This window comes from Rossellomorea sp. QJM3NY_18 (genome assembly GCF_056173145.1).
The window spans coordinates 1,812,456-1,839,346 of record NZ_CM149659.1; the positions used below are offsets into that span (position 1 = coordinate 1,812,456).

General features: G+C 42.7%; 31 protein-coding genes. All 31 read left to right on the forward strand.

Annotated features, from left to right (window positions below):
• The first annotated feature begins 5 nt into the window (after positions 1–5).
• On the forward strand, positions 6–311 hold the full coding sequence (gene fliE, locus AC0VXY_RS09290; RefSeq protein ID WP_254651320.1) for a flagellar hook-basal body complex protein FliE: 306 nt from the start codon (positions 6–8) through the stop codon (positions 309–311).
• A gap of 33 nt (positions 312–344) precedes the next feature.
• Complete coding sequence (gene fliF, locus AC0VXY_RS09295; RefSeq protein WP_475527591.1) at positions 345–1,943, forward strand: flagellar basal-body MS-ring/collar protein FliF; 1,599 nt, start codon at positions 345–347, stop codon at positions 1,941–1,943.
• Positions 1,944–1,954: 11 nt separating this feature from the next.
• Positions 1,955–2,968 (forward strand): flagellar motor switch protein FliG, encoded by a 1,014-nt coding sequence (fliG, locus tag AC0VXY_RS09300; protein WP_060669737.1) that lies wholly within the window; start codon positions 1,955–1,957, stop codon positions 2,966–2,968.
• Positions 2,961–3,734 (forward strand): flagellar assembly protein FliH, encoded by a 774-nt coding sequence (fliH, locus tag AC0VXY_RS09305; protein ID WP_475527592.1) that lies wholly within the window; start codon positions 2,961–2,963, stop codon positions 3,732–3,734. Before fliG ends, fliH begins: the two co-directional genes overlap by 8 nt.
• Positions 3,731–5,050, forward strand: a complete 1,320-nt coding sequence (fliI, locus tag AC0VXY_RS09310; RefSeq protein WP_475527593.1) for a flagellar protein export ATPase FliI — start codon at positions 3,731–3,733, stop codon at positions 5,048–5,050. Before fliH ends, fliI begins: the two co-directional genes overlap by 4 nt.
• Positions 5,051–5,055: 5 nt before the next feature.
• Entirely contained in the window at positions 5,056–5,502 is a 447-nt protein-coding gene (gene fliJ, locus AC0VXY_RS09315; protein ID WP_475527594.1) for a flagellar export protein FliJ, read from the forward strand.
• 4 nt (positions 5,503–5,506) lie between these two features.
• On the forward strand, positions 5,507–6,097 hold the full coding sequence (locus AC0VXY_RS09320; protein WP_475527595.1) for a MotE family protein: 591 nt from the start codon (positions 5,507–5,509) through the stop codon (positions 6,095–6,097).
• Positions 6,098–6,127: 30 nt separating this feature from the next.
• A complete protein-coding gene (locus tag AC0VXY_RS09325; RefSeq protein ID WP_475527596.1) occupies positions 6,128–7,396 on the forward strand; it encodes a flagellar hook-length control protein FliK in 1,269 nt (422 codons plus the stop codon).
• 8 nt (positions 7,397–7,404) lie between these two features.
• Positions 7,405–8,037, forward strand: coding sequence for a flagellar hook assembly protein FlgD (flgD, locus tag AC0VXY_RS09330; protein ID WP_435991337.1), 633 nt, complete (start codon positions 7,405–7,407; stop codon positions 8,035–8,037).
• Between the two features lie 11 nt (positions 8,038–8,048).
• Positions 8,049–8,438 carry a TIGR02530 family flagellar biosynthesis protein gene (locus AC0VXY_RS09335; protein ID WP_475527597.1) on the forward strand — a complete coding sequence of 130 codons (390 nt, stop codon included), beginning with the start codon at positions 8,049–8,051 and terminating at the stop codon, positions 8,436–8,438.
• A gap of 72 nt (positions 8,439–8,510) precedes the next feature.
• The gene (flgF, locus tag AC0VXY_RS09340; RefSeq protein ID WP_475527598.1) at positions 8,511–9,749 is read left to right on the forward strand and encodes a flagellar basal-body rod protein FlgF; all 1,239 of its coding nucleotides are present in this window, start codon (positions 8,511–8,513) and stop codon (positions 9,747–9,749) included.
• 56 nt (positions 9,750–9,805) lie between these two features.
• Positions 9,806–10,021, forward strand: coding sequence for a flagellar FlbD family protein (locus AC0VXY_RS09345; RefSeq protein ID WP_475527599.1), 216 nt, complete (start codon positions 9,806–9,808; stop codon positions 10,019–10,021).
• 11 nt (positions 10,022–10,032) lie between these two features.
• Positions 10,033–10,443, forward strand: a complete 411-nt coding sequence (gene fliL / locus AC0VXY_RS09350) for a flagellar basal body-associated protein FliL (protein ID WP_435994542.1) — start codon at positions 10,033–10,035, stop codon at positions 10,441–10,443.
• Positions 10,444–10,471: 28 nt separating this feature from the next.
• Entirely contained in the window at positions 10,472–11,470 is a 999-nt protein-coding gene (fliM, locus tag AC0VXY_RS09355; RefSeq protein WP_435991329.1) for a flagellar motor switch protein FliM, read from the forward strand.
• On the forward strand, positions 11,463–12,623 hold the full coding sequence (fliY, locus tag AC0VXY_RS09360) for a flagellar motor switch phosphatase FliY (protein WP_475527600.1): 1,161 nt from the start codon (positions 11,463–11,465) through the stop codon (positions 12,621–12,623). The genes fliM and fliY overlap by 8 nt, the downstream gene beginning before the upstream one ends.
• Before the next feature lie 38 nt (positions 12,624–12,661).
• The gene (locus tag AC0VXY_RS09365) at positions 12,662–13,024 is read left to right on the forward strand and encodes a response regulator (protein ID WP_034760212.1); all 363 of its coding nucleotides are present in this window, start codon (positions 12,662–12,664) and stop codon (positions 13,022–13,024) included.
• Positions 13,025–13,047: 23 nt separating this feature from the next.
• Complete coding sequence (locus AC0VXY_RS09370; RefSeq protein WP_435991324.1) at positions 13,048–13,686, forward strand: flagellar biosynthetic protein FliO; 639 nt, start codon at positions 13,048–13,050, stop codon at positions 13,684–13,686.
• Positions 13,679–14,344, forward strand: a complete 666-nt coding sequence (gene fliP, locus AC0VXY_RS09375) for a flagellar type III secretion system pore protein FliP (protein WP_435991322.1) — start codon at positions 13,679–13,681, stop codon at positions 14,342–14,344. The genes AC0VXY_RS09370 and fliP overlap by 8 nt, the downstream gene beginning before the upstream one ends.
• Positions 14,345–14,358: 14 nt before the next feature.
• Positions 14,359–14,628, forward strand: coding sequence for a flagellar biosynthesis protein FliQ (gene fliQ / locus AC0VXY_RS09380; protein WP_435991320.1), 270 nt, complete (start codon positions 14,359–14,361; stop codon positions 14,626–14,628).
• Between the two features lie 4 nt (positions 14,629–14,632).
• Complete coding sequence (gene fliR, locus AC0VXY_RS09385) at positions 14,633–15,409, forward strand: flagellar biosynthetic protein FliR (RefSeq protein WP_060669711.1); 777 nt, start codon at positions 14,633–14,635, stop codon at positions 15,407–15,409.
• 1 nt (position 15,410) lies between these two features.
• Complete coding sequence (gene flhB, locus AC0VXY_RS09390) at positions 15,411–16,493, forward strand: flagellar biosynthesis protein FlhB (protein WP_435991318.1); 1,083 nt, start codon at positions 15,411–15,413, stop codon at positions 16,491–16,493.
• Between the two features lie 18 nt (positions 16,494–16,511).
• Positions 16,512–18,548, forward strand: coding sequence for a flagellar biosynthesis protein FlhA (gene flhA, locus AC0VXY_RS09395; RefSeq protein ID WP_475527601.1), 2,037 nt, complete (start codon positions 16,512–16,514; stop codon positions 18,546–18,548).
• Positions 18,545–19,714, forward strand: coding sequence for a flagellar biosynthesis protein FlhF (flhF, locus tag AC0VXY_RS09400; protein ID WP_475527602.1), 1,170 nt, complete (start codon positions 18,545–18,547; stop codon positions 19,712–19,714). Before flhA ends, flhF begins: the two co-directional genes overlap by 4 nt.
• Complete coding sequence (locus AC0VXY_RS09405) at positions 19,695–20,555, forward strand: MinD/ParA family protein (protein ID WP_475527603.1); 861 nt, start codon at positions 19,695–19,697, stop codon at positions 20,553–20,555. Before flhF ends, AC0VXY_RS09405 begins: the two co-directional genes overlap by 20 nt.
• Positions 20,556–20,564: 9 nt before the next feature.
• Complete coding sequence (locus AC0VXY_RS09410; protein ID WP_435991310.1) at positions 20,565–21,641, forward strand: protein-glutamate methylesterase/protein-glutamine glutaminase; 1,077 nt, start codon at positions 20,565–20,567, stop codon at positions 21,639–21,641.
• A gap of 15 nt (positions 21,642–21,656) precedes the next feature.
• Positions 21,657–23,693, forward strand: a complete 2,037-nt coding sequence (locus AC0VXY_RS09415) for a chemotaxis protein CheW (protein ID WP_475527604.1) — start codon at positions 21,657–21,659, stop codon at positions 23,691–23,693.
• 12 nt (positions 23,694–23,705) lie between these two features.
• Positions 23,706–24,152, forward strand: a complete 447-nt coding sequence (locus tag AC0VXY_RS09420) for a chemotaxis protein CheW (RefSeq protein WP_435991306.1) — start codon at positions 23,706–23,708, stop codon at positions 24,150–24,152.
• Positions 24,153–24,194: 42 nt separating this feature from the next.
• Positions 24,195–24,803, forward strand: coding sequence for a chemotaxis protein CheC (locus tag AC0VXY_RS09425; protein ID WP_435994540.1), 609 nt, complete (start codon positions 24,195–24,197; stop codon positions 24,801–24,803).
• Entirely contained in the window at positions 24,800–25,297 is a 498-nt protein-coding gene (locus tag AC0VXY_RS09430; RefSeq protein ID WP_435991304.1) for a chemotaxis protein CheD, read from the forward strand. The genes AC0VXY_RS09425 and AC0VXY_RS09430 overlap by 4 nt, the downstream gene beginning before the upstream one ends.
• A gap of 75 nt (positions 25,298–25,372) precedes the next feature.
• Positions 25,373–26,131 (forward strand): FliA/WhiG family RNA polymerase sigma factor, encoded by a 759-nt coding sequence (locus AC0VXY_RS09435; protein ID WP_435991302.1) that lies wholly within the window; start codon positions 25,373–25,375, stop codon positions 26,129–26,131.
• 149 nt (positions 26,132–26,280) lie between these two features.
• Positions 26,281–26,790 carry a DUF6115 domain-containing protein gene (locus tag AC0VXY_RS09440; RefSeq protein WP_475527605.1) on the forward strand — a complete coding sequence of 170 codons (510 nt, stop codon included), beginning with the start codon at positions 26,281–26,283 and terminating at the stop codon, positions 26,788–26,790.
• Positions 26,791–26,891 lie beyond the last annotated feature (101 nt).

Genomic DNA, 26,891 nt, shown 5'->3' on the forward strand with positions numbered 1-26,891 from the left:
GTTCTATGGCCATACACAATATTAGTTCGGTAACTCCGGCTGTTATAAGTCCGTCATTTGATAAAAAAAATAGTTCTCCTTCAGATGCAACGGAAAACTTCAGTCAATTACTTAAAAAGTCCATCGACGAAGTCAATAAGATGCAAGTGCAGTCCGATCAATTAACGGAAAAACTTGTACGGGGTGAGAACGTTGATCTCCATCAAGTGATGATCGCTTCACAAAAGGCGAGCATTACCCTGCAAACGACAATGGAAGTCCGTAACAAAGTAGTGGAAGCTTATCAAGAGATAATGAGAATGCCAATGTAGTAGGCTCATGCAGTCGAGTACCGGAGGATTGTAATGAATGAATCGTTTAAGAAATATACAGAGCAAATAAAGTCGTATTGGACAAGTAGAACAAAAAAACAAAAAATAAGCATGGGAGCCATCTTTCTGATTGCCGTCATCCTGATTAGTGCGGTTAGTTATTTTTCAACGCGGACGACTCTCGAACCCTTATATAGTAATTTATCACCTTCTGAGACGGGAACCATCAAAGAGAATCTGGATGGCAGGGGAATCCCTTCAGAAATTACCGATAGTGGATCGACAATCATGGTCCCTAAAGAACAAGTGGATACACTGAAAGTTGAACTGGCGGCAGAGGGGATACCTAACTCTGGGAGCATCGACTATTCTTTCTTCAGTCAAAATGCCGGATTCGGCATGACCGATAATGAGTTCAATGTTATGAAATTGGACGCCATGCAAACGGAATTAGCCGATTTGATGAAAGGGATCGACGGCATACAGGATGCAAAAGTCATGATCAATCTTCCTGAGAAGCAGATTTTCTTAAATGATGATGTGCAAAATGCATCTGCCTCCATTGTCTTGGATACGAAGCCGGGTTACACATTTGATCAAAAGCAAATCAAATCACTTTATCATCTTGTTTCGAAAAGTGTTCCAGACCTTCCTACAGAGAATATCGCCATCATGAATCAATATTTTGAGTACTTTGATTTAGAATCTCAAAATAATTCCATGGGAAGTGGAAATTTTGCTCAGCAAATGAATGTAAAGAAAGAAGTCGAGCGTGATATTCAACGTCAGGTGCAAAACATGCTCGGTACGCTGATCGGCTTTAATAAGGTAGTTGTTTCCGTGACAACTGATATTGACTTTACCCAGGAAAACCGCGAAGAAAACCTTGTGACCCCTGTCGATGAAGAAAATATGGAAGGGATCGCAGTCAGTGCTCAGCGTATTACGGAAACATTCTCGGGTGAAGGTGCTGCTCCAGGAGGGACACCAGGTGCCAGCGATGCCAACGAGCCGACGAACAGCGGTGTTACATACGGGTCCAGTTCAGAATCGAATGGTGATTATGAACGCATGGAAGAAACGATTAATAATGAAGTCAATCGGATCAAAAAAGAGATTGTAGAAAGTCCTTACAAGATTAGAGACCTGGGAATACAGGTCATGGTGGAACCGCCTGATCCAGAAAAAGAATCGTCATTACCACAGGACAGGGTCGATGATATACGTCAAGTATTATCCACGATCGTACGAACGTCCATTGATAAGGAAGCGAACCCGGAACTCACAGATGACGCGATTGCAGAAAAGGTCGTCGTCTCGGTTCAACCGTTCAATGGGAAAGTGGATGTTGCATCTGAAGAGAAGCCTGTACTGCCTTGGTGGACATATGTTGTGGGGGGTATTCTCCTTGTAGTGATTCTTCTTTTAGTATTTTTCTTATTACGTTCAAGAAAGAAAGAATCGACTGATGAAATGGAATATGAAGAAACAAGAGAACCGGTCCAGATTCCGGATATTGAACCCAAAGAAGAGACAGAGGGTTCGATTCGCCGTAAGCAGCTGGAAAAAATGGCTAAAGATAAACCGGAAGAATTCGCGAAACTGTTACGCACCTGGTTAGCAGAGGATTAGGAGGAATGAACATGGTTAGAAGAGAGAAAGGTTTAACAGGAAAACAAAAGGCGGCCATCCTCCTGATCTCTCTTGGTCCTGATGTATCAGCATCCGTTTACAAGCATTTGTCGGAAGAAGATATCGAGAAATTGACATTAGAGATTTCCGGAGTGAAGAAGGTAGAAACGGAAGCTAAGGAAGACATTTTAGAGGAATTTCATCAAATCGCCATTGCGCAGGACTATATCTCACAGGGTGGAATTGGCTATGCAAAGACTGTCTTGGAGAAGGCACTTGGATCTGAACAGGCGCTAGCCATCATTAATCGTCTAACCTCTTCCTTACAGGTCAAACCCTTTGACTTTGCAAGAAGAGCGGATGCAGCTCAAATTCTTAACTTCATCCAGAATGAACATCCTCAAACGATTGCGTTGATTCTATCTTATCTTGACCCTCAACAAGCAGGTCAGATACTTTCAGAGCTTCCCCAGGAAGTCCAAGCAGATATCGCAAGAAGGATTGCTGTGATGGATGGTACCTCTCCTGAAGTGATCAGTGAGGTGGAAGCGATCCTTGAAAGGAAGCTTTCAGCGACCGTTACACAGGATTATACACAAACCGGCGGGGTGGAAGCGGTAGTGGAAGTGTTGAACGGGGTAGATCGTTCGACAGAGAAAACCATCCTTGATGCCTTGGAGATACAAGATCCGGAATTAGCCGAAGAAATCAAAAAGAGAATGTTTGTGTTTGAAGATATTGTCACACTCGATGGCCGTTCCATCCAGCGTGTGATCAGGGATTGTGATAATGAAGATCTGCTTCTCTCACTTAAAGTGTCAAGTGATGAAGTGAAAGAAGTGGTATTCAGGAATATGTCGAACCGGATGGTTGAGACCCTTAAAGAAGAAATGGAATTCATGGGGCCTGTCCGATTGCGGGATGTTGAAGAAGCACAGTCACGGATTGTAGCAGTCATAAGAAGGTTAGAGGATTCAGGTGAAATCATCATCGCCCGTGGTGGAGGAGACGATATTATTGTCTAGGATCATTAAGTCTACCGTAGCTCAATCTATTGAAGAAAACCGGAAAGTAATATCTCTTAAGAGAGTGAAGCCATTGGAAGACGTATCCCAAGAGGAAGATATGTTAATAGGGAATGCATCTTTTCGACGGGATCACATCATAGAACAAGCGACCATTGAAGCTGAACGAATCATCCGGGAAGCAATAGAGGAGAATCGTCGAGAAGAAGAGCGGTTGTTACTTGAAAAAGAAAGATGGATAACAGAACGGGAACAGCTTATGCAAGAGGCATATAATGCCGGATTCCTGCAAGGGGAGGAAGAAGGAAGAATTAAAGGCTACCGGGAATATGAGAACAAACTGCAGGAAGCAAATGAGATAACAGAGAACAACAAGGAACAGTATGAGGGTTACATACAAAGGGCAGAGAAAGTCATCATTAATCTTGGGATAGCGTGTGCAGGGAAAATCATGAATCAAAAAATGAAGGAAGAACCGGATCTATTTCTTTCCATTGTGGAACGGGGACTAAAGGAAGTGAGGGATTCACCTCATATCCAAATACATGTGCATCCAACGAGACATAAGCTCCTTGCTGAAAACAAGTCTGAACTGGAAGTAATGTTTCCCACTGATATTCAATGCTTCATCTATGCCAACGATGATCTTCTCCCTGAGGAATGCTATATTGAAACGAATCAAGGACGGGTCATTGTCAGTGTGGATTCTCAATTAAAAGAATTGAAGCTGAAGCTTCACCATCTTCTTGAAGGTGATGTGGAATGAAAGCAGCAGATCTTATCTCTCATATCCCTCATATCCCAACTTTCAAAAAGTTCGGGAAAGTGAAACGGGTAGTCGGTTTGATGATCGAGTCTCAAGGTCCTGAAAGTTCTGTAGGTGAAGTGTGTCATATCCATATCCTCTCCCGTGGCAAACGAAAAGTGATACAAGCAGAGGTCGTCGGTTTTAATGATGATTTGGTGATCCTTATGCCATATACCAACATGCAGGATATCTCACCAGGCAGTTTAGTCGAAGCAACGGCAAAACCATTAGAAATCAAAATTGGGCCGTCGTTAATCGGAAAGGTGATTGATTCCCTGGGGCATCCCCTTGATGGCAGCCAATTACCGTCGGGATTAAGCACTGCCTATACAGAGCAGGAGCCACCCAATCCATTATCAAGACCTCCGATTGATGAAAAAATGGAAGTTGGCGTAAAAGCCATCGACAGCATGTTGACCGTCGGTAAAGGGCAAAGGGTAGGAATCTTTGCGGGAAGTGGTGTGGGGAAAAGCACATTACTTGGAATGATCGCCAGAAATACGAAAGCTGATTTAAACGTCATCGCACTGGTAGGGGAACGCGGACGGGAAGTAAGAGAATTCATTGAAAGAGATTTAGGTGAAGAAGGATTGCAGAGAACGATTGTAGTGGCTGCCACATCCGACCAGCCTGCACTTATGAGAATTAAAGGCGCCTTTACGGCAACAGCGATTGCGGAATACTTCCGTGATAAAGGCATGAATGTCATGCTGATGATGGATTCTGCCACCCGGGTAGCCATGGCACAGAGGGAAATCGGGTTGGCGGTTGGTGAACCGCCTACAACGAAAGGCTATACTCCTTCCGTATTCGCTATTTTACCGAAGCTACTCGAAAGAACAGGAACAAACCTCCATGGAAGCATTACGGCGTTTTATACCGTTCTAGTAGATGGTGATGATTTGAATGAGCCTATTTCAGACACAGTGAGGGGGATACTCGACGGTCATATCGTACTCGACCGTCAGATTTCGAATCGTGGTCAATATCCTGCCATTAACATTCTGAAGAGTGTCAGCCGGTTAATGAATCACCTCGCTTCTAAAGAACATTTACAAGCTGCCACTAGAATAAGAGAGTTATTGAGTACCTATATGAACTCAGAAGATTTGATTCAAATAGGTGCTTACAAAAAAGGAACTTCCCGTCAAGTGGATGAAGCCATCAACTATTATCCGGAAATCATCTCCTTTCTTAAGCAGGGTGTATACGAACAGATTTCTCTACCCTCGAGTGTTGGTGAGCTTATCAAGCTATCGGAAAAAGGTGGATGATCCGAATGAGTTATCAATATAAATTCCAACGAATTTTAACATTAAAAGAAAAAGAAAAAGATGAAGTCCAGGAGATGTACAGGGGTTCCATCGAAAAGTTTGAAACCGTTGCGGGTAAGCTATATGAATTTTTGAAAAAGAAAGAAACCCTGGAGCTCCATCAGGAGAGTAAATTACAGGGGGGCTTATCAGTCCAGGATATCCGTCATCATCAACAGTTCATCACCAATCTTGAAAAGACAATCTCTTATTACCAGGATTTGGTGATCCAAGCGAGGAATCGGATGAATTGGTATGAAGAAAAGCTGGTGGATATGAATGTGGAAGTGAAAAAATACGAAAAAATGAAAGAGAAAGATCTAGATCGGTTTCATCAAAACATCCAATCGATGGAAAACAAGCAGTTAGACGAAGTGTCGGTTGTTCAATATTTGAAACGGGGAGTTAGGTGATTTCATGGCAAAGGTAATCGAAGAGGAAAAGAAAGATCCACATAATCGTTTCCAAAGATTCATTTTTATCATCGTCATTCCTCTCTTGTTTGCTATCACCTTCGCTTTGGTCATCATGACGTTTGCAGGAATCAATATCTTTGAAAAAGCGCAATCACTAGGATCGGAAATTCCTTTTTTGGCAAAGGTCATCCCTTCAGATGATGGAGAGGACAGAAAACAATTACAAGAGAGAATTATTTCATTAAACGCTTCGATGGAAGATCAAGAAGCCAAAATAGTCCAGCTTCAAAGTGAAATGGATAAAAAAGACAGTGACAACGAGCAACTTCAGGCAACCATTCAACAGCAGAAGGAAGAAATGAATGAACTGCGACAGATTGGTGAAGACAACAAACGTGCTTTTAAGGAGGTAGTCAATACCTTTGAAGCGATGTCTGCGAAAAGCGCCGCTCCGGTCCTCATGAACATGGAAGATGAAGAGGCGATGAAGATCCTTTCAAACATTAAACCGGATATGCTTGCAGACATTTTAGAAAAGATGCCGCCAAAGGATGCTGCAAGATACACAAGTCTTCTATCAGCTGAGGAATGATCAGTTTGTTTCTTTAAAGGAGGTGAATGAATGGAAATCGGAATCGCTACACAAAGGGTAAACGCTGCATCACCTGTGTATAAGGAAGCGAATCTTGCAAAAAAAGAAGTTGGCTTTTCACAGCATCTTTTAGGGTTTGTCGCCAACCAAAGCAGTGAATTGAAAGAAGTTAAGGCAGAGGATACCCTGTCATTTCTCGTAAATATGGAAGCAATCCTTGCAGCTGGTAAACTGGAGGATCTCGGCCTCTCTCAAGAGCAGTTGGATCAACTATCAAAAGTGAAAGAACTTGATGTTAGTCAAATTGCAGATATTTTGGGGGTAAGTTCGGAAGGAATCACAACACTTTTTTCAAATTTGAAGTCTGTCATTTTGGGAACGGGGTCACCTGTCGAACCGGAGCAGGTTGAGGATGTTTATGAAGATCTGCTTGGTACACTTCAATTATTGCAGTCCGCCCTTTCAAAGGATATCAAAGGAGCAAAGTCAACTGTTGAAAATTCTTTAAAAGAATTAAATAGCCAAGGAGAAATTGAAGTCGCCGTTAAATTAGCAAAAGTAATGGAGCTTTTTGCTCGTAACCGTGATATGCATGTCACTGATGCTTCTAAAGCAGCGGAGCTAAAGGCTGTGGTGAAGAATATTCAATCCGGGATTGAGGGTACCTTACCGAAACTTGCACAAACGTCAGGTGACTGGTCAAGAGTACTGCGTGAAGCCTATACGCGCCGGGGGACTGAAGAAACGATTGAGAAGAATCCTGAATTGAACGGCTCAAATGATAAGAAGGGCATTCAACCGATACAGGGAACCAATCTTCATTTTGTTTTGCCTAAGGCTGAAACCTTTTCAATGAATCTGCCACAAACAAGCCGCTCCCTTCAATACGAGCAATTTGTTAAAGAATTTCAGAACATCCTGGGTAAATCGAATATGATGTCCCAACCAAATATGAGTAAGCTCTTGATTAAACTGTATCCAGAACAATTGGGTTCTTTAAGAATTGAATTATTGCAGCAAAATGGAGTCATGACAGCGAAGATCCTGGCATCTACCACAAGTGCCAAAGAAATGCTGGATTCACAGATTCATGGGTTGAAACATGCTTTCAGTGCCCAGAATCTGAATGTTGAGAAGATCGAAATCTCACAGGCATTCACGGATACTGAGCGCCAGTATAAAGGTCATTCCGAGCAGCAATCTCACCAGCACAAACAGAAACAATCGGATCAAGCTGAATCGACACATGAAGAGGAGATGCCATCTTTCAAAGATTATCTCGTAAATACTGAAATATAGGTGATGACATGACGAAAATAGATCCCAGTTTACTATATTCCACTGTTCAGGCTAAAAAGCGTGAAGCAGGGGGGGATATTTTAGGGAAAGATGATTTCCTTAAAATCCTTATGACCCAGTTGCAAAATCAAGACCCGATGAATCCCATGCAGGACAAGGATTTCATTGCACAAATGGCGACATTTTCTTCCCTGGAGCAAATGACCAATCTTACCCAGACGATGGAGAAATTCGTGGATAATCAAAGTCAGACACAATTGATTTCTTATAATCAATTTGTAGGGAAAGAAGTGACCTGGCATAAGATCATTGAATCTGAATCTGATGAAGTACCTGAAATTGAAGAAGGACAGGGCCTCGTTAAGGGTGTCCGTTTTAAAGGGGACTCTGTTGAATTCATCATGGAAGATGGAACGATCTTGACCCCGGGGAATATTTCTCAAGTGAATACATCGGGAAGCGGGGATTCATCCCTCGTAAGCGCATCTATGTTAATAGGCAAGAAGGTGACATGGAGTGGGGAGGATGGAGAACTGAGCGGAGTGGTTCAATCTGTTTCGAAAAAGGATTCCCAAATATGGGTTCATACAGAATCAGGTGAGAAAATCTCCAGTAATGCATTGTTGAAAATTGAATCTTAGGGAGTGGTAATATGGAAAAAACGTTCTTCCACCGCTCACCGCAACCTATCACGCATAATTATCACAGTAATTCAGTTAATCGATCTACCCGCTCTTCTACATCATTTGCAACCCAATTGGATAAGGCCATTCAAGATGTCCCTCCAATGCAAATCAGCAAACATGCAAAAGCAAGGATGGAAAAAAGAGGAATCTCGATCCCTTCTGAAACGTGGGAGAAGATAGGGGAGAAAGTGAAAGAAGCGAAGAAAAAGGGTGTACAGGACTCACTGGTGATACTGAAAGATGCCGCATTGATTGTAAGTGCGAAGAACCAGACGGTGATTACTGCGTTGGATCGTGAAGAAGCAAATTCTCAAATATTCACCAACATTAATGGAACCATATTAATCGATTCATAGGCCGGACCTCGAGAAGGAAGCCTATATGCTGTGGAATGACTGAAGCAGCACATACGAAAGGGGAAAACATTCATGCTACGTTCAATGTATTCAGGTATAAGTGGAATGAAAAACTTTCAAACCAAATTAGATGTAATCGGGAATAATATTGCCAATGTCAATACGTACGGATATAAAAAGGGCCGGGTCACGTTCCAGGATCTCATGAACCAAACCGTGTCCGGTGCCAGCAGGGCAACAGACAACCGGGGAGGTCAGAACGCAAAGCAAATTGGGCTTGGATCGTCATTATCATCGATCGATACAATCCAGACACAGGGAAGTCTTCAAACTACCGGACGCTCATTGGATGTCGCCATATCAGGTGATGGATACTTCGTAGTGAGACAAGGAAATAACGAAATGTTCACGCGCGCCGGCAACTTTTACCTGGATTCAAACGGAAATCTTGTGACGGGTCAGGGTAATCTTGTTCAGGGGTATCCAGTTGATGCGGCCGGAGTGGTCAATAAGAGTGGCGCTACGGATATAAAGATTGACACGAACACGACAATGGCTCCTCAGGCTACAAGTAAAGCTACTTATAATGGGAATTTGAAATCAAGTGCCACAGATGGGACCAAAGTGGAATTGGAGACCAAAGTTAAGGATTCACTTGGTAAGGATATCAGTTTGAAACTGATTATGGAAAAAACAGGAATGAACGAGTGGAGTGTTGACATATCAAGTTTAACAGATGACGTTTCTGTAAATGCCGCCACCACTTCTGCAGTTGTTAAATTTGATAATGAAGGAAAAGTTATTGCACCACCTACTGGATATGTTCCTTTTAAGTTGACCCTTGATAACAGTACAGGTGCCAATACAACCCAAACGATCGATCTTGATTTCTCCAAGATCACTCAGTTCGACAGCTCCTCCTCTGCCAATGTGGATACAGTTGACGGAAACTCAGAAGGGTATCTAGAAAGCTTCAATATCGGTCCTTCCGGCGATGTGAACGGAGTATTTTCAAATGGGGAAGTAAGAGTGTTGAGTCAGTTGGCTATGGCCACATTCTCTAATCCCGGCGGATTGACAAAGGCAGGTAATAATCTGTTCCAGGCTTCCAATAACTCAGGCCTTCCAAACCAAGGTGTAGCAGGGGAAGGACGTGGAGCCCTTCAGTCCGGTGCACTTGAAATGTCCAATGTAGACCTCTCAGAGGAGTTTACTGAAATGATTGTCGCTCAGCGCGGATTCCAGGCAAATACACGGATCATTACAACGTCAGATGAAATCCTGCAGGAACTCGTAAACTTGAAACGTTAATTTCTTGAAAGGGAGGAAGGGAGTGGCTGACGAGATCAGTCACTCCCAATAAATGAATGATTACATTAACCAGGCTGAATGGTAAATCGTTTACGTTGAACGCCCTATACATAGAAACAGTCGAAGCATTTCCCGATACTACCATTTTATTAACAAATGGTAGACGGTATGTTGTGAAAGAAACAGTGGATGAGGTCAATTCCCGCTCACTTACTTTTTTTCAAAAAGTGAGTCTTCTTCATCTGCCCCAGGAGGGAGGTAGTACAAATTGAAAAGTAAAACGATGACCATCATGATGATTTCATTGGTGACCATTACCCTCGTCGGTGTCATAGCACTGGTGGTATTGCTGAAGTTTTCCGGGGATGAAAAAGCAAAAGATCCCTCCATCGAAGAAGTGATTGAAAACTCGGTGGACATACCTGAAATGACCACGAATTTAATGAGCAACGACTTTATTCGTATCTCATTTAAAATTCAAACGGATAGTAAGAAAGCTAAGAAAGAATTAGCGAAAAGGGATTTTCAAGTGAATAATATCATCATAGAAGAGCTTTCTGAATTGAAAGCAGAAGAACTGCAAGGAAAAAAAGGGAAAGAATTAGTCGAGACAAAGGTTAAGGACAAAGTGAACTCCCTTATGCAGGAAGGCGCGGTAGAAAGAGTATATATCACCTCTATGATGATTCAATGAATAGCCTGAAAGGTTTGGAGGTGAAGGGATGGCTAGTGAAATATTGTCTCAAAGTGAAATTGATGCTCTGTTATCTGCCCTCAATACCGGGGAGATGAGCGCGGATGATTTCAAGAAAGAAGAAGAAGAGAAGAAAGTCAAAGTATATGATTTTAAGAGAGCCCTGCGCTTTTCAAAAGACCAAATCAGAAGCTTAACGAGAATCCATGAGAATTTCGCAAGGATTTTAACGACCTACTTCTCTGCACAACTAAGGACGTATGTTCAAATTAATGTAGCTTCTGCTGATCAGATTCCTTATGAGGAATTTATTCGTTCCGTACCGAAAATGACGATTTTGAACGTATATGAACTGCCGCCACTTGATGGACGGATCCTCATGGAAATCAACCCGAATATTGCTTATTCCATGATGGATCGAGTCATGGGGGGCAGAGGGATCAGTGTCAATAAAGTGGAGAGTCTGACAGAAATTGAAACGAGAATCATGAGTCAATTATTTGAAAAGGCGTTTGAAAATCTCAGGGAAGCCTGGAGCACAGTGGTGGACGTTGATCCAATGTTCGCTGAATTTGAAGTGAATCCCCAGTTTCTGCAAATGGTCTCTCCCAATGAAACCGTAGTGGTCATTTCCTTGAATACAACGATTGGTGAGACCAGTGGAATGATCAATATTTGCATTCCTCACGTGGTATTGGAACCGATCCTTCCGAAACTATCCGGCAGTTATTGGATGGAATCAAAGCGGAAAGAAAGCAACCCTGAAGAAGCCGCTCAGCTAGAAAGAAGAATCAAGATGGCACAAGTTCCGATCGCGGCTGAATTAGGACAATCGGATATCACCATAGAAGAATTCCTTATGCTTTCGATTGGTGATGTCATTGAAATGAATACCCGAATCGATGATCCTTTAACTATTAAAGTAGGTGAGATTCCTAAATTTACTGCACAGCCTGGTAAATCAAATAAAAAAATGGCAGTGCAAATTTTAGATTCGTTGAAGGGGGGAGACGACGAAGATGAGTGATGATATGTTATCGCAAGATGAAATAGATGCATTACTTCGTGGTTCGGCGGAGCCTGAAGAAGATACAGCAGCCCGCAAAGAGATTAAGATGAGTGATTACATCAGCTCAATAGAAGAAGATGCTTTGGGTGAAATCGGGAACATTTCGTTTGGAAGTTCTGCAACAGCACTTTCCACTTTATTAAATCAAAAGGTGGAAATTACGACCCCTAAAGTTACCATTATTAATAAGAACTATTTAGAAGAGGAATTTCCTCATCCTTATGTCGCCATTCAGGTTCAATATACCGAAGGGTTCTCCGGTGTGAATTTGCTTGTGATCAAACAATCGGATGCGTCCATCATTGCCGACTTGATGCTTGGTGGCGATGGAAGAAATCCATCTGGGGATCTCGGTGAAATTCAGCTCAGCGCTGTACAAGAGGCTATGAATCAAATGATGGGTTCAGCTGCTACATCCATGTCGACTGTATTCAGTAAGAAAGTGGATATTTCACCTCCATCCATTGATCTCATGTACATTCCCCAAGGAGAAGGGGAAGAAAACATACCAGATCAAGACCTGCTTGTAAAGGTATCGTTTGCGTTGAAAATAGGAGATCTCATTGATTCTAATATCATGCAGCTCCTGCCGCTATCCTTTGCCAGAAGCTTAGTGGATGAATTAATGAATGGCGGAGCCACAAAGGAAGTGGCGGCAACGTCCGCGCCGAGTGTGGAAGCACCGAAAGCCGATCCTGAACCGGTATATAGTGGTATTGCGGAAAGTGCGAACACGACTCACCACTCCCACTCTCAGCATCTGGGGGGACAAAGCGGGCAATCTGAGCCCGTGCATGTACAACCGGCAACGTTCAGTAACTTCGAGCCTGCAACATTGGGACAACAGGAAAGTAAAAATTTAAATATGCTATTGGACATTCCTCTTCAAGTGACCGTGGAGCTCGGAAGAACAAATCGTTCAGTCAGAGACATCCTGGAATTATCTTCTGGTTCGATCATCGAACTTGATAAGTTAGCGGGAGAGCCGGTCGATATCCTTGTGAACAGCCAGTTGATGGCCAAGGGGGAAGTCGTTGTCATCGATGAGAACTTCGGTGTCAGGATCACCGACATTGTAAGTCAGAGTGATCGTATTAAAAAATTAAAATAATGGAAGATATATATTTCAGATGATGGAGGATGAGGGTAATGGCGAATAAGATTCTAATTGTAGATGATGCAGCCTTTATGAGGATGATGATTAAAGATATTTTAACGAAAAATGGTTTTGACGTAGTAGGGGAAGCAGCGGATGGAAGTCAGGCTGTGGATAAATACAAGGAGTTAAAACCCGATCTTGTGACGATGGATATTACAATGCCTGAAAAAGATGGTATCGCTGCCTTAAAGGAAATCAAATCGATTGATGCCTCTGCGAAAATCATTATGTGTTCAGCCATGGGTCAACAAGCCATGGTCATCGATGCGATTCAAGCTGGAGCGAAGGATTTTATCGTAAAGCCGTTCCAGGCCGATCGTGTAATCGAAGCGATCCAGAAAGCGTTAAGCTAACAGTTAATAAGAAGGTGCATGTATTGAAAAAGTTTCAAATTCTATTTGCAATATTGCTTTTCATCTTCTCGGCAGCCGCCGGGGATAGTACAGCATTTGCTGAAGTGAATAATGTGAAAGACTGCATAGAGCATCCAGATACATGCGAGGGGCAGCAAACGGATGAAGTGGAAGGTTCTGAATCAGGACTGGCCACTTCCGTTACGTTTTTAGATTACCTCAAGATGATCGTTGCACTTATCTTTGTAGTGGCACTCATATATTTTTTATTAAAGTTCATTAATCAAAAAGGAAGATCGTTTCAGCAAACAAAATTAATCAATCATTTAGGGGGGACCCCACTTGGGGGGAACCGGTCAGTACAGATAGTAAAGGTAGGCAAACAGGTACTGGTCCTGGGTGTGGGTGAAGACATTCAGCTATTGAAAGAAGTAAGGGATGAAAAGGAAAAAGAAGAGATTCTTTCCTATTATGAGGAATCTCAATTTCCCGATACCAAGTCTGCCGTTTCAAGCTTAATGAACAGAGTCAAAGGCTCTTCACCGAATAAGACGGACAGGTCATTTCAAGCTCAGTTGAAATTACAGCTTGAGGAAATGAACAAGGGAAGGAAAAAAATGCTCGAGGAGTTAAAGAATAAGGGGAAACAGTCAGATGAATGAGTTCATGGAGTTTTTCAATAGTAGCTCAGCGGATGATGTGTCGACAAGTGTAAAGCTGCTGTTACTATTTACCGTCTTATCACTTGCACCCAGTATTCTGATATTAATGACATCATTTACCCGGATCATGATCGTCTTGTCCTTCGTCCGTACGTCCCTTGCCACTCAGCAAATGCCTCCGAATCAGGTATTGATCGGACTTTCTTTATTTCTTACTTTCTTTATTATGGCTCCTACCTTCCAAGAGGTGAATGATGAAGCGTTGACACCTCTTTTTAATGAAGAGATCAATCTGGAAGAGGCATACAGTAAGGCTTCGATTCCATTTAAAGAATTTATGAGTAAGCAGACAAGACAAAAGGATTTGGAATTGTTTCTGGAATATTCAGGGGCTGAACGTCCCGAATCAGTGAAAGATATTCCTCTCACATCCTTAGTGCCGGCTTTCGCATTGAGTGAGATCAAGACGGCTTTTCAGATAGGATTTATGATTTTCATCCCATTTTTGGTCATCGATATGGTTGTAGCGAGTGTCTTGATGTCGATGGGTATGATGATGCTGCCACCTGTCATGATTTCATTGCCGTTCAAAATTTTACTGTTTGTTTTAGTGGATGGCTGGTATTTAGTAATAAAATCTCTTTTACAAAGTTTTTAAGTAGGTGAGTTACAATGAATGCTGAATCCGTAATTGCCATAGCAGAGAGGGGTATCTATGTTACCCTCGTCGTCTCAGGCCCATTACTGCTACTGGCCCTGGTCGTCGGGTTGATTGTAAGTATTTTTCAGGCGACAACCCAAATTCAAGAACAGACACTTGCATTCATTCCGAAAATTGTTGCCGTGATGATCGGCATCGTTTTCTTTGGGCCTTGGATGTTAACTAAGCTTGTGACGTATACTTCGCAGATTTTTTCAGATTTAACAAGGTTCGTAGGGTAGTAGTATGGAAGAGCTCGTACCTATTCTATCGGTATATCTACTCGTTTTTGTGAGGGTTTCGGCATTTTTTGTCACGATGCCGCTGTTTTCATATCGAAATATACCTGCTCAGCATCGAATCGCCTTCTCAGTGGTACTTTCATGGGTTATGTACTATACGATCGACTCAAAGGCATTTGAAATCAACGGACAATACTTCCTTTTGATCATGAAAGAAGCCATGATCGGTCTTTTGATCGGTTTTGTTGCTTACATGATTGTAACGGCTATTCAAATAGCTGGGGGCTTCATTGATTTTCAAATGGGGTTTGCCATTGCGAACGTGATTGACCCTCAAACCGGAGCCCAAAGTCCTTTGACGGGACAATATTTGTACACATTCGCCCTATTGTTATTGCTCGCCCTTAATGGTCATCATTTACTGCTCGATGGGATTTTTTACAGTTATCAATTGATTCCGATCGATTCTCCTTGGATTCCATTTGGAAATGAGAACTTAATCGAATATGTCATTACGTCCTTTAATTCCATGTTCATCATCGCTTTTCAGATGTCCATTCCTGTCGTCGCGACTCTTTTCCTTGTAGATGTGGCATTAGGAATTGTAGCGAGGACCGTACCCCAGTTAAATATCTTTGTGGTTGGGTTTCCCATAAAAATCGGGGTAGCCTTTATCGTATTATTCATAGTGATGGGGGTCACATTTACGGTCATGCAGAAATTGTTTGAAATGATGTTTGTAACCATGAGGGATTTAATGAAAATTATTGGAGGCACCTAAATTGAAGTGGCTATCATTAGACCTACAGTATTTCAGTGGGGAAAAGACAGAGAAAGCAACCCCCAAAAAAAGGGATGACGCCAGAAAAAAAGGTCAAACAGCAAAAAGTCAGGATGTCAATACGGCCATCATTCTGCTGGCTGTCTTTTTATTTCTTACCTTCAGTGCTTCTTATATAGGGGATATCGTGTTTGATTTGTTTCATCAAACGTTTCAGGAATACATGCTCATGGACCTTACAGAAAATACCGTTCATGTCATCACCATGGACCTAATGAAGGAGCTTGCCCTGTTACTTGGTCCTATCATGCTCGTCGCCCTCATTGCCGGCTTGATCTCCAACTATATACAAGTAGGTGTGATGTTCACGACAGAGCCTTTACAGCCTAAATTAGAGAAAATCGATCCCATTAAAGGATTTAAGCGGATTTTCTCCCTGCGTGCCATTGTCGAATTACTAAAATCCATCCTGAAAATTTCATTTGTAGGGGCCATTACCTTTGTCGTTCTATGGATGAACATCGACCGGGTGTTGAGTCTGTCCTTTAAATCGGTGGGAGATTCCTTGACGACCATGGCAAGTCTGACGATCCAAATGGGGATTGCAGCATCTCTTGCGTTGTTATTCTTATCTCTTTTTGATTTTCTTTATCAGAAATACGATTTTGAGAAAAACATACGAATGTCAAAACAGGACCTGAAAGACGAACATAAAAACGTTGAAGGTGACCCCCTCATCAAGTCTAAGATTAAGCAAAGGCAGCGGGAGATGGCCATGCGGCGCATGATGCAGGAAGTACCAGAAGCAGATGTGGTGATCACCAATCCCACCCACTTTGCCATTGCCCTTAAATATGATGAGGATAAAATGGATGCCCCGTATGTCGTGGCAAAGGGCGTTGATTACCTTGCACAGAAAATAAAATACATCGCAGGTGAAAATGACGTCGTCATGGTAGAGAATCGGCCTCTGGCCCGTTCGCTCTACGACTCGGCAGAAATCGGCGATGCCGTCCCTGAAGAATTTTTTAAGGCAATAGCAGAAATTTTAGCTTATGTTTACCGAATTAAAAACCAGATGTAAGCAGTTAGGAGAAAAACAATGTCAGCAAGAGATTTATCCGTTTTAGCCAGTGTTATATTAATCGTGGCCATGCTTATTATTCCATTCCCATCCTGGTTATTGAGTTTATTGATCATCATGAATATTTCACTTGCATTACTTGTCCTCCTAATCTCCATGAACATGAATGAACCATTACAGTTTTCAATATTTCCATCCCTATTATTATTATTGACGCTTTTCAGACTGGGTCTAAATGTTTCCACAACGAGATCGATCCTTAGTAAGGGTGAAGCGGGGGACGTTGTGGAAACCTTTGGAACATTCGTTGTAGGTGGGAATATCCTTGTTGGACTTGTTGTATTCATTATTTTAATCGTCATTCAATTTATTGTTATCACGAAAGGGTCTGAGCGTGTATCAGAGGTTGCCGCACGATTTACACTCGATGCCATGCCCGGGAAACAAATGAGTATCGATGCCGATTTAAATGCCGGTATGATCTCTGAGCACGATGCAAGAAATCGCCGTGAAAAAGTAGGGAGAGAAGCGGATTTCTATGGTGCGATGGACGGAGCATCCAAGTTTGTCAAGGGGGATGCCATCGCCGGGATCGTTATCGTCTTGATCAACTTGATATTTGGAATCATCATCGGTATGACTCAACAGGGGCTTCCTATCGCAGAGGCAGCAACCCGTTACTCACTTCTGACAGTCGGCGACGGGATCGTCAGTCAGATCCCTGCTCTGTTAATATCTACAGCAACAGGTATCGTGGTGACAAGGGCTGCGTCTGAAGGAAACCTGGGGCAGGACATCATGAATCAGCTGCTGGCTTATCCTGTCATGCTCTATGTATCCGGGTTCACCATTTTCATGCTTGGCATAGCCACTCCAATCAACGATATTTTGACGATACCGGTAGCAGCCTTACTCGGGATCGGTGGTTATATGTTGTCAAGGACGCCTGAAGAAAGTGAAACAGACATGATGGAAATGGAAGAAGAAGTGGAGCAGGACGAAATGAAGAGTCCTGAAAGTGTCGTAAACCTCCTTAATGTCGATCCGATTGAATTTGAGTTCGGATATGGATTGATTCCACTTGCAGATACAAACCAGGGGGGAGACCTTCTTGACAGGATCGTGATGATCAGACGACAATTGGCCATCGAGCTTGGCCTAGTCATCCCTGTTGTCAGGATCCGGGATAATATCCAGCTTCAACCTAACGAATACAGGTTGAAGATCAAAGGAAATGAAATGGCTCGTGGGGAACTCCTCTTAGATCACTATCTGGCGATGAGTCCAGGGGTGGAAGATGACTCCATTGAAGGGATCGATACGGTCGAACCGTCATTCGGCCTTCCCGCTAAATGGATATCAGAAGATATGAAAGAGCAGGCAGAAATTTTCGGATATACCGTAGTAGATCCTCCTTCAGTGGTGTCAACCCACATCACGGAATTGATTAAGAATAACGCACATGAACTTCTAGGGAGACAGGAAACGAAGCAGCTCATTGATCATCTGCAGGAATCCTATCCGATACTTGTTGAGGAAGTGACACCGAATCCATTGACCGTGGGAGAAGTACAAAAGGTACTCTCCAAACTATTAAAAGAAAATGTTTCCATTCGGAATTTACCGATCATCTTCGAGACACTTGCCGACTACGGGAAGATGAGTTCGGATACAGACCTGTTAGCGGAGTATGTAAGACAGTCACTCGCCAGGCAAATCACGAATCAATATGTTCAAGGGGACACTTCATTAAAGGTGGTCACCATGAGCGGCAAGGTGGAGAAAATGATTGCGGATGCCATTCAGCAAACAGAACATGGCAACTATTTATCCATGGATCCCAATGATTCGCAGAGCATTCTGGAAGCTGTCGCCTCTCAAGTGGAGCAGCTCTCCCTTATGGAGGAATCCCCCGTCATTCTCTGTTCTCCTGCTGTGAGAATGTATGTAAGACAGTTAACGGAAAGATATTTCCCACAGGTACCAATCATTTCGTATAACGAATTAGAGGCAAATGTAGAAGTACAAAGTTTAGGGGTGGTGAATGTTGGATGAAAGTAAAGAAGTACACGGCTCCATCTATGAATGAAGCAATGAAGAAGGTCAGGGCTGAACTGGGTGAAGATGCAGTCATTTTAAATTCCAAAGTCTCATACACAGGAGGCTTTATGGGATTGTTCAGGAAAAAAATGATTCAAGTCATCGCAGCCATTGACCCGGAGGTTGAAAAAGAAAGACTGGAAATCAGCCGGGTGAAAACGAAGCAGGCTTCAACATCGGTCATTCAACCTTCCTTGGAAAAAGAAAAGAAGACTGAGCATGACTCCAATCGATTGGTAGAAGTAGAATTAAAGGAATTAAAGCAAATGATTTCTTCCCTGAAATCCAGAGATCATTTTGATAAATTCAGTGATGATGTAAAGGAAGTTCTCCTCCACCTTAAGAAACAGGACGTAAGTGACTCCGCTCTGTTTCAATTGGGGGAAGCGATGGAAGAAAATATCACAAGTGATTCGGTTCAAGCCATCAATAAGGATGAATGGGCTCATAATGAAGTGAAACGTTTTTTTTACCAATATTTAAAAGAAATCACCTTTGGTGGAATAAGTTATAACAGGAAATATATCAATGTCATTGGTCCTACGGGTGTGGGTAAAACTACGACGCTAGCCAAAATGGCCGCTGAAGCAGTGATAGAGAAACGTATGAAAATTGCCTTTATCACTACGGACACATACCGAATCGCAGCGATTGAACAATTGAAAACTTATGCGGGTCTCCTGAATGTTCCCGTTGAAGTGGTCTATAAAATGGAGGACTTCAATAAAGCAATCGAGAAGTTCGTGGACTACGATCATGTGTTCATTGATACAGCAGGTCGTAACTTCAGGGAAAGAAAATATGTAGAGGATTTGCAAAAGATCATCGATTTCGATCAACAAATGGAAACCTACCTGGTTCTATCATTGACAAGTAAAGAGCAGGATATGAGGGAAATCATTACTCAATTTTCTTCTATTGATATTGATCGTTTTATCTTTACGAAATCAGACGAGACATCAAGTTATGGCAGCATGATCAATATGATGTCTGAAGTGAAGATCGGTGCAGCCTACGTAACGAATGGCCAGGATGTCCCTGAGGATATTACCGAGGTGAAAGAGGATGAAATCGTAAGTATGCTCATGAAAGGATTCAGCTATGAAAGATCAAGCATATAACCTTAGGAGGAAAATGCTCCTGTCCGATTCTGAACCTGCTAAAACCATTGCGATCGTAAGTGGAAAGGGAGGGGTCGGTAAATCGAATATTTCTACAAACCTCTCCATCCTGCTTGGTAAAGAGAATAAGAAGGTACTATTATTTGATCTCGATATAGGGATGGGGAATATTCATATTCTACTTGGAAGCCATCATTCATACTCCATCATGGATTATATTGAGGAAAAAGAACTAGATATCGACACGATTATATGTGAAAATATTCATGGTATCTCTTACATAAGTGGGGGTAATGGCCTAAAGAATATAGTGGAGTGGAAAGAAAAGCAAATGGAACGATTTTTCGAAGTAATGGAATACGCCATCCATAAGTATGATTATATTCTATTCGATATGGGGGCAGGTGCTACGAAGGAAACACTTGAATTCCTCCTCGCCATGGATGAAATCATTGTTGTCACCACTCCTGAACCGACATCCATTACCGACGCCTATTCTATGATGAAATATATCTACCTGAGGGACGGGGAAAAACCCTTCTATCTCTTATGTAATCGGGCTGAATTCAAGAATGAAGGACTTCAAACCATTACTAGATTACAAGAAACAGTGAGGAAGTTCCTCCATAAAGAAATCGTATCCCTGGGGGTGCTTCCAGAGGACTCAGCTGTCAGGAAGGCCGTCATTCACCAAACGCCGATCGTTGTGGGTTATCCTGCATCAGCCATGACACTGAGCCTGCATACGATGGTACATCGCCTGACAGGTACGAGGGAGTCCAGGGATCGTAAAGGGACAGGGTTTGTAAGGTCATTTAGAAAATTATTTTTTGGGAGGTAAAAGCCCTGAATGAAAAAGGTTCTAGTTGTAGATGATTCAGCATTTATGAGAAAACTTATCAGTGAATTTTTAACGAGCACCAAACAGCTAGAAGTGATAGGGATTGCAAGGAATGGTGAAGACGCAATTGCTAAGATTAAAAGACTTCGACCCGATGTCGTAACCCTTGATGTAGAAATGCCGAAGATGAATGGGATAGATGCGTTAAGGAGAATTATGGAGGAGTGCCCTGTCCCTGTCGTCATGCTTTCTTCCACTACACTTGATGGGGCGGAGGAGACAGTTAAAGCCATGGAGCTTGGAGCTGTCGATTTCGTAACGAAACCATCAGGGACCATTTCTTTGGATCTTCATAAGATTCAAGATGAAATGGTTGAAAAAGTAGTGGCTGCAAGCAAGGTGAATGTGAGGAAAATAACCAGGACGTTTCAGCGGGAAACAGCAAATGACCCCGAAATCGGCTCACTTGAAATGACTGAACCATTACCGAATGATCGTCCATGGGGAGTGAAATCCCCTAAGGTGATTCTGATAGGAACATCGACAGGTGGCCCACGGGCCTTACAAAACGTATTGACAGGGTTACCCCGTCAGCTGGATGCGCCAATCGTTGTCGTTCAGCATATGCCCCCGGGATTTACAAGATCACTCGCCAACCGTTTGGATGGTCAAGCCTCGATAAATGTGAAGGAAGCCGAACACGGTGAAATTCTCGTAAAAGGAACGGCCTATATTGCCCCGGGCGGTGTACATACGAAGGTGGTTGAAACTGGCGGACAATTATCGATCCAACTTTCGAAAGAGGATCCGAGAAATGGTCATAGACCTTCGGTTGACATTTTGTTCGAGTCTGCAAGCCTGATTCGACACTATGCCAAAATAGCTGTGGTTTTGACCGGGATGGGTGCTGATGGTTCGGAAGGACTGATCAAGCTTAAAGAGCAAGGCGAAGTAAAAGCTATTGCAGAATCAAGAGAGACTTGTATTGTGTTCGGGATGCCAAAATCGGCTATCGCTACACGATTAGTGGACAGGGTGGAACATATCGGGGATATCCCTCGATCAATTATGACATACATGGTGTAGAGAGGTGTGGAGCACATGGAGTTGAGTCAATACTTAGAAGTGTTTATAGAAGAAAGTAAAGAAAATCTGCAAACCTGCAATGAGCAATTGCTTGAATTGGAGAAAAATCCGGAAGATCTTACGATTGTCAATGAAATCTTTCGTTCTGCTCATACCCTTAAAGGGATGTCTGCCACGATGGGTTATGAGGATTTAGCAAATCTTACCCATAAAATGGAAAATGTTCTCGATGCAATCAGGAATGAAAAAATAAAGGTTTCACCTGAAATATTGGATGTTGTGTTTAAATCCGTCGATGATCTGGAAGCAATGGTGTTCTCCATTGCCGATGGAGGAGATGGAAAGCGGGATGTCACAGAAGTCGTAGCGATGCTTGAGGCTATAGAAAAAGGGGAAGGTCTACACGCAATACTTGTTGAAAGTGAGGTCGCTGCAACTGCGGAACCTGCTGAAAGACAGACATTTTCCATGCAGTATGAAGCCTTTGAGCAAACGGTCATTCAACAATCCCATGAACAAGGATTCCGTTGTTTTGAAATTTCCGTTTCACTCCGGGAGGATTGCCTGCTTAAAGCTGCCAGGGTGTATATGGTCTTTGAAGTGTTGGGGAAATTAGGTGAAGTCATTAAGTCCCTTCCGACAGTAGATCAGCTTGAGGAGGAGCAATTCGACCATTCCTTCGTTATTGCCGTGGTGTCTAAAGAAGAGGCAGTCCATATAGAGAGTGCGGTGCGCAAAGTATCTGAAGTGGACGAAGTCTCTGTTGTGGAATTGACGAGCCTGGATTTGCTGAATCAGAATCAAATAGAGGATGCCATTACAGAGCCGGCACAGAAAGAAGTTGAAGTGAAAGGACAGGACGCTTCAAAACCTGCCGGAAACGTTACAAAGCATTCGAATCCTTCCAATAAAACGATTCGAGTCAACATTGAACGACTGGATGTCCTTATGAACCTTTTTGAGGAGCTGGTCATTGATAGGGGAAGATTAGAACAAATTTCCAAGGAATTGAATAATCCTGAGTTAAATGAAACAGTGGAAAGAATGACAAGAATATCAGGTGATTTGCAAAACATCATCCTCAATATGCGTATGGTGCCTGTTGAAACCGTATTTAATCGCTTTCCACGAATGGTCAGACAGCTTGCACGGGATTTGAATAAAAAAATCGAATTAGAAATCATCGGTGCAGAAACGGAACTTGATCGAACGGTAATAGATGAAATAGGTGACCCTCTTGTTCACTTGATACGAAACGCATTGGATCATGGTATTGAAATGCCGGAACTCCGTGTGAAAAACGGAAAGCCGGAACAGGGAACCGTCAAGCTGAAAGCGTATCATAGTGGGAATCATGTCTTTATCGAACTGGAAGACGATGGAGCGGGTATCAACAAAGAGAGGGTCCTCGAGAAAGCGTTCCAGAAAGGAATCGTCTCAGGTGAAGCCGTTCATACATTAACCGATCGACAAATCTATGAACTCATACTTGCTTCAGGATTCTCTACAGCCGAACAAATTTCGGATATCTCCGGAAGAGGAGTCGGATTGGATGTTGTAAAAGCGACGATCGAGTCTCTTGGTGGTTCCATTACGATTGATTCCACGGAAGGGCAGGGGTCATTGTTTTCTATCCAATTGCCACTCACCTTATCGATCATTTCTGTCATGCTGGTAGAAATCCAAGACGAAAAGTATGCCATTCCTCTATCTTCCATTATTGAGACGGCAATTGTGAAAAAGGAAGAAATCATGAAAACTCATAATCAGAGAGTGATTGATTTCAGGGGTAAAGTTGTGCCATTGCTGTTCCTTGAGGATGTATTTGAAGTACCTAAATATTCCAAAGATGAAGAATTGTATTCTGTTGTCATTGTACGAAAAGGTGAAAAAATGGCCGGGTTAGTCGTCGATTCCTTTATTGGTCAGCAGGAAGTTGTATTGAAATCCTTAGGGAATTATTTAAACGATGTATTTGCGATCTCTGGTGCGACCATTTTAGGAGACGGGCAAGTAGCGCTGATTGTTGATTGCAATGCGTTAATAAAATAGGAGGTAAGGGTAATGAGTGAAATAATAGATGCAGTGGAAGATCTAAAGCTTATCGTATTTCAATTGGTGGATAAGGAATACGCCATTCCAGTGCACCAGGTACGATCCATCGAGAAGCTGGAACATATTACAAGAGTACCGAGAACTGCCTCCTATGTTAAAGGTGTGATCAACTTGCGCGGGGTTGTGACACCAATTATCGACTTAAGGAGCAGATTCGATTTACCAGTTTCAGAGCCGACTGACAGTACACGTGTGATCATTGCAGGATTAGAGGATAAAGAGGTTGGTTTGATCGTGGATGCTGCCAATGATGTGCTGGATGTTTCCAGAGAATCGATTGAACCCTCCCCGGAAGTTGTGGGAGTCGTCGAAGCTGAGTACGTCGGTGGAGTCGTAAAGCAAAACAAACGACTTCTGATCATTCTCCATTTAGATAAAATACTTCAATCCATCTAAGGGGAGAGAATAGGTTTGGGCTATGAAAAAAAGATAACATCGATGCATTTAGATATATTGAAAGAAATCGGTAATATAGGGGCGGGTCATGCTGCGACTGCCCTTTCCACTCTGCTGGATAAGAAGATTGATATGAAAGTACCGAGCGTTCAAGTCGTTTCATTTGATGAAATGATGGAAATGGCAGGAGGACCTGACAATGTGGTCGTAAGTGTATTCTTACGGATTGAAGGGGAGGCACCAGGGAGTATGTTCTTCCTGTTGCCACTTGAACAGGCGTCTATGTATATCCGGAGCATGATCCGGGATCGCTCCTTCTCTTTTAATGCCCCCCCTTATTCAGAACTGGGGCTTTCTGCCATGCAGGAATTGGGGAATATTCTTTCGGGTTCATATTTATCTTCCCTGTCTGACTTTACAAATCTTAAGCTTCTCCCATCCGTTCCTGCTCTATCCGTTGACATGGCAGGAGCAATCATCGGTTGTGGATTACTGGAAATATCCCAGGTGAGCGATTATGCAATCGTGATAGACACTGCCCTTAAAGAAGAAGAAGTAGAGGAGTCTGAAAGTGTGAAGGGACACTTCTTCCTCTTGCCGGATCCCGATTCCTTTGAAATCATTTTTCAATCATTGGGTGTAAGCCTATGATGGGAACAAGCACTGTAGTAAAGGTCGGAATTGCGGATATGAATATCGTCGAGGGCGAAGGCTCGATCCGCACCTCGGGTCTTGGATCGTGCGTCGGGGTCGTTTTATATGATGATTTTCTCAAACTGGCCGGAATGGTCCATGTGATGCTTCCTCACTCCTCGATCGGTAATGAAACAAGACCGAATCCCGCCAAATACGCCGACACAGGGATCGAAGAACTCATAGGTCAACTAAGAAGCCGTGGGGCAAGCATTAAAAGACTTCAGTGCAAAATGGCCGGTGGTGCCCAAATGTTTCAATTTCAATCGAAGAGTGACGTGATGAGGATCGGTCCAAGAAATGCGGAAGCTGTAAAATTTGCCCTATTGAAGCATGGAGTGCCGGTGGTTTCCGAGGATTTAGGGGGCAACAAAGGAAGAACGATCGAATTCTTTACGTCCACAGGCATTCTTCAGGTACGTACGGTAAATGAAGGTACAAAGGAATTGTGAAGTCATTCATTCTGCTCAGGTAAAATCAATCACTAAGCGTTTCCATGAAAGAATTAGTCAGCAAGGAGGATTCTTATGTCTCAACAACCCACTCGAACAGATGAACAACAATATTGGGAGAAATGGATCAACAGTCGTGATACAGAAGCCGGAGATATGTTAGTGAAAAAGTACATGCCACTTGTGTCGTATCATGTGCAGCGAATTTCCGTTGGCCTGCCAAGGAACGTCTCGAGAGAAGATATTAAGAGTCTTGGTTTGATGGGGTTACTGGACGCACTTCAGAAGTTTGATCCTACAAGAGATTTAAAGTTTGATACATATGCGTCGTTCCGGGTCAGAGGGGCGATCCTTGATGGGCTGAGAAAGGAAGACTGGCTTCCCCGGTCTACAAGGGACCGGGCGAAGAAGATCGAGGCCAGGACCGTGGAACTCGAACAAACGCTTTTACGTCACGTGACCGCAGAGGAAGTAGCCGCTTCATTGGAGATGACGCCGGATGAAGTATACCAAACCACAAATGAGCATTTCTTTGCCAATGTCCTTTCCATGGATGAGCAATTGACTGATGACGATCACGAATCTCAAAACTATTCCATTAAAGATCATAAAACGATTTCACCCGAAGAAGAAGTATTGAAAGGTGAAAAACTGAATGAATTAGAGAAAACGATCTTGACCCTTTCAGAGAAAGAGCAGCTTGTGTTAAGTTTATTCTATAAGGAAGAACTGACGCTGACAGAAATCGGGGAAGTCATGAGCTTGTCTACATCCAGGATTTCGCAGATTCATTCAAAATCCATTTTCAAATTACGAAATCTACTGGGCTCATAAATGCTGTGAAAAATAAGGGTGCATTAACCCAAAAACAATACACACTGTTGGACTGTCCCTGGAGTATACGCTTACGGGAGCAGTCCTTTTCTTTGCCGGAAAAAAACAAGCTGAAAGAAGTAGTAAAATCAAAAAAATAGGGTGATGACATGGTAACATTTCTACTATTTATATCTTTTCTTCTAAATATCGTTTCCCTGCTTTCAATCGTCATTTTATACTCAAGGCAAAACCGCTTTGTAAACATGGAAAAAGAGCAAAAGAAAATCATTGTTGAAATGGAAGATATCATTTCAGCTTATCTGATTGAAATGAAAGAAGAAAATGATGAATTCATGCGAAAATTCAGTACACAAGTCCATAACGACAAAGAAAACGTCTTTCACACCGAAGAAAATGAACAAGAGGATTCCCGGTCTTCTGAGAATGTCACAAAGTGGACAGGTGGAGGATATAAGCGCGCTTCAAAAGCTTATAAAAAGATGAAAGACCATGGGCCGGACCCCGAGTATCAAACCAAAGAATCCGAACAAGACCCACTCTTGCAAAAAGTCTTGGCTTTAAAGAAAAAAGGGATGTCAATTGAAGAAATAGCTGAATCTCTCGGGAAAGGTCAAACAGAAATCGAGCTCCTGCTGAAATTTCGTCAAATTATGTAGGAAGTCCTTGCCTGTCTGGGATTGATATGCTATAGTATTCATGGTGTGATTACACACGTTTCTCGATTGGGGTAGATGGTGCTATTTTGTTAAATAGTTTC

Excerpts from the sequence above, each read along its gene's own strand:
- fliE (WP_254651320.1), top strand. The coding sequence starts at position 6 with ATGGCCATACACAATATTAGTTCGGTAACTCCGGCTGTTATAAGTCCG.
- fliF (WP_475527591.1), top strand. The coding sequence starts at position 345 with ATGAATGAATCGTTTAAGAAATATACAGAGCAAATAAAGTCGTATTGG.
- fliG (WP_060669737.1), top strand. The coding sequence starts at position 1,955 with ATGGTTAGAAGAGAGAAAGGTTTAACAGGAAAACAAAAGGCGGCCATC.
- fliI (WP_475527593.1), top strand. The coding sequence starts at position 3,731 with ATGAAAGCAGCAGATCTTATCTCTCATATCCCTCATATCCCAACTTTC.
- fliJ (WP_475527594.1), top strand. The coding sequence starts at position 5,056 with ATGAGTTATCAATATAAATTCCAACGAATTTTAACATTAAAAGAAAAA.
- AC0VXY_RS09320 (WP_475527595.1), top strand. The coding sequence starts at position 5,507 with ATGGCAAAGGTAATCGAAGAGGAAAAGAAAGATCCACATAATCGTTTC.
- AC0VXY_RS09325 (WP_475527596.1), top strand. The coding sequence starts at position 6,128 with ATGGAAATCGGAATCGCTACACAAAGGGTAAACGCTGCATCACCTGTG.
- flgD (WP_435991337.1), top strand. The coding sequence starts at position 7,405 with ATGACGAAAATAGATCCCAGTTTACTATATTCCACTGTTCAGGCTAAA.
- AC0VXY_RS09335 (WP_475527597.1), top strand. The coding sequence starts at position 8,049 with ATGGAAAAAACGTTCTTCCACCGCTCACCGCAACCTATCACGCATAAT.
- flgF (WP_475527598.1), top strand. The coding sequence starts at position 8,511 with ATGCTACGTTCAATGTATTCAGGTATAAGTGGAATGAAAAACTTTCAA.
- AC0VXY_RS09345 (WP_475527599.1), top strand. The coding sequence starts at position 9,806 with ATGATTACATTAACCAGGCTGAATGGTAAATCGTTTACGTTGAACGCC.
- fliL (WP_435994542.1), top strand. The coding sequence starts at position 10,033 with ATGACCATCATGATGATTTCATTGGTGACCATTACCCTCGTCGGTGTC.
- fliM (WP_435991329.1), top strand. The coding sequence starts at position 10,472 with ATGGCTAGTGAAATATTGTCTCAAAGTGAAATTGATGCTCTGTTATCT.
- fliY (WP_475527600.1), top strand. The coding sequence starts at position 11,463 with ATGAGTGATGATATGTTATCGCAAGATGAAATAGATGCATTACTTCGT.
- AC0VXY_RS09365 (WP_034760212.1), top strand. The coding sequence starts at position 12,662 with ATGGCGAATAAGATTCTAATTGTAGATGATGCAGCCTTTATGAGGATG.
- fliP (WP_435991322.1), top strand. The coding sequence starts at position 13,679 with ATGAATGAGTTCATGGAGTTTTTCAATAGTAGCTCAGCGGATGATGTG.
- fliQ (WP_435991320.1), top strand. The coding sequence starts at position 14,359 with ATGAATGCTGAATCCGTAATTGCCATAGCAGAGAGGGGTATCTATGTT.
- fliR (WP_060669711.1), top strand. The coding sequence starts at position 14,633 with ATGGAAGAGCTCGTACCTATTCTATCGGTATATCTACTCGTTTTTGTG.
- flhA (WP_475527601.1), top strand. The coding sequence starts at position 16,512 with ATGTCAGCAAGAGATTTATCCGTTTTAGCCAGTGTTATATTAATCGTG.
- flhF (WP_475527602.1), top strand. The coding sequence starts at position 18,545 with ATGAAAGTAAAGAAGTACACGGCTCCATCTATGAATGAAGCAATGAAG.
- AC0VXY_RS09405 (WP_475527603.1), top strand. The coding sequence starts at position 19,695 with ATGAAAGATCAAGCATATAACCTTAGGAGGAAAATGCTCCTGTCCGAT.
- AC0VXY_RS09410 (WP_435991310.1), top strand. The coding sequence starts at position 20,565 with ATGAAAAAGGTTCTAGTTGTAGATGATTCAGCATTTATGAGAAAACTT.
- AC0VXY_RS09415 (WP_475527604.1), top strand. The coding sequence starts at position 21,657 with ATGGAGTTGAGTCAATACTTAGAAGTGTTTATAGAAGAAAGTAAAGAA.
- AC0VXY_RS09420 (WP_435991306.1), top strand. The coding sequence starts at position 23,706 with ATGAGTGAAATAATAGATGCAGTGGAAGATCTAAAGCTTATCGTATTT.
- AC0VXY_RS09425 (WP_435994540.1), top strand. The coding sequence starts at position 24,195 with ATGCATTTAGATATATTGAAAGAAATCGGTAATATAGGGGCGGGTCAT.
- AC0VXY_RS09430 (WP_435991304.1), top strand. The coding sequence starts at position 24,800 with ATGATGGGAACAAGCACTGTAGTAAAGGTCGGAATTGCGGATATGAAT.
- AC0VXY_RS09435 (WP_435991302.1), top strand. The coding sequence starts at position 25,373 with ATGTCTCAACAACCCACTCGAACAGATGAACAACAATATTGGGAGAAA.
- AC0VXY_RS09440 (WP_475527605.1), top strand. The coding sequence starts at position 26,281 with ATGGTAACATTTCTACTATTTATATCTTTTCTTCTAAATATCGTTTCC.